The sequence below is a fragment of the Exiguobacterium sp. NPDC077395 genome (genome assembly GCF_050269125.1).
Classification (GTDB): domain Bacteria; phylum Bacillota; class Bacilli; order Exiguobacteriales; family Exiguobacteriaceae; genus Exiguobacterium; species Exiguobacterium aestuarii_A.
Genome location: NZ_JBNNHU010000009.1, coordinates 1 through 1,181, shown reverse-complemented (window position 1 = coordinate 1,181; position 1,181 = coordinate 1). Strand labels below are relative to the sequence as shown.

Genomic DNA, 1,181 nt, shown 5'->3' with positions numbered 1-1,181 from the left:
TCTCCAAAGAATTTGATATAGCTCTTAAATTGACGAAGCTTGCGCTTCATTCAAAAATTGTAAAACTTATTTTTGCCTCATCGTTCAGTTTTCAAAGACCAAAAAATAAATGGTCGGGAAGACAGGATTCGAACCTGCGACCCCTTGGTCCCAAACCAAGTGCTCTACCAAGCTGAGCTACTTCCCGTAATAATGGTGCACCCTGAGAGATTCGAACTCCCGGCCTTTAGATTCGTAGTCTAACGCTCTATCCAGCTGAGCTAAGGGTGCAATATGGTGCGGTCGAGAGGACTTGAACCTCCACGGTGTTAACCACCACTAGGCCCTCAACCTAGCGCGTCTACCGATTCCGCCACGACCGCGTATTAAGATGGAGCGGAAGACGGGATTCGAACCCGCGACCCCGACCTTGGCAAGGTCGTATTCTACCACTGAACTACTTCCGCATAAGTATTTTAGAGATGCGGGTGAAGGGACTCGAACCCCCACGTCAAAGACACTAGATCCTAAGTCTAGCGCGTCTACCAATTCCGCCACACCCGCATGTGAAATTACGTATTTAGTAATAAAAATTAATGAGAAATGGTGAGCCATGCAGGGCTCGAACCTGCGACCCTCTGATTAAAAGTCAGATGCTCTACCAACTGAGCTAATGGCTCATTAAATTTTAATGGGGCGGCTGAAGGGAATTGAACCCTCGAATGCCGGAATCACAATCCGGTGCGTTAACCACTTCGCCACAACCGCCATGAAAAAATGGTGCCGGCGAAAGGATTCGAACCCTCGACCCTCTGATTACAAGTCAGATGCTCTACCAACTGAGCTACACCGGCGCGTTATATGGTGGCTTTGGACGGAATCGAACCGCCGACACAAGGATTTTCAGTCCTTTGCTCTACCAACTGAGCTACAAAGCCATAAATATTAAATTAAAAATGGCGGTCCCGACGGGATTCGAACCCGCGATCTTCTGCGTGACAGGCAGACATGTTAACCCCTACACCACGGGACCATTTTAAGTCATATCGACTTTACCTATTTTAAAGGTCATTTTATGTAAAGTCAATAACTTTCTTAAAAAAATAAAGCCTGGCAACGTCCTATCCTCACAGGGGGAGATCCCCCAACTACTTTCGGCGCTGAGACGCTTAACTTCCGTGTTCGGCATGGGAACGGGTGTG

General features: G+C 47.7%; 10 tRNA genes and 1 rRNA gene. All 11 read right to left on the bottom strand.

The window, feature by feature from the left end:
* Nucleotides 1-110: 110 nt before the first annotated feature.
* Nucleotides 111-187 (bottom strand) — tRNA-Pro (locus ACQKD4_RS14695).
* A 6-nt stretch (nucleotides 188-193) separates the two neighbouring features.
* Nucleotides 194-270 (bottom strand) — tRNA-Arg (locus ACQKD4_RS14690).
* Nucleotides 271-274: 4 nt separating this feature from the next.
* Nucleotides 275-362 (bottom strand) — tRNA-Leu (locus tag ACQKD4_RS14685).
* A gap of 9 nt (nucleotides 363-371) precedes the next feature.
* A tRNA-Gly gene (locus tag ACQKD4_RS14680) sits at nucleotides 372-446 on the bottom strand.
* A 16-nt stretch (nucleotides 447-462) separates the two neighbouring features.
* Nucleotides 463-543, bottom strand: a tRNA-Leu gene (locus ACQKD4_RS14675).
* Between the two features lie 40 nt (nucleotides 544-583).
* Nucleotides 584-659, bottom strand: a tRNA-Lys gene (locus ACQKD4_RS14670).
* 12 nt (nucleotides 660-671) lie between these two features.
* A tRNA-His gene (locus ACQKD4_RS14665) sits at nucleotides 672-747 on the bottom strand.
* A 10-nt stretch (nucleotides 748-757) separates the two neighbouring features.
* A tRNA-Thr gene (locus tag ACQKD4_RS14660) sits at nucleotides 758-833 on the bottom strand.
* 8 nt (nucleotides 834-841) lie between these two features.
* Nucleotides 842-917, bottom strand: a tRNA-Phe gene (locus ACQKD4_RS14655).
* Between the two features lie 19 nt (nucleotides 918-936).
* Nucleotides 937-1,012: transfer RNA gene (locus tag ACQKD4_RS14650), tRNA-Asp, on the bottom strand.
* A gap of 75 nt (nucleotides 1,013-1,087) precedes the next feature.
* A 5S ribosomal RNA gene (gene rrf, locus ACQKD4_RS14645) occupies nucleotides 1,088-1,181 on the bottom strand; the annotation flags it as partial.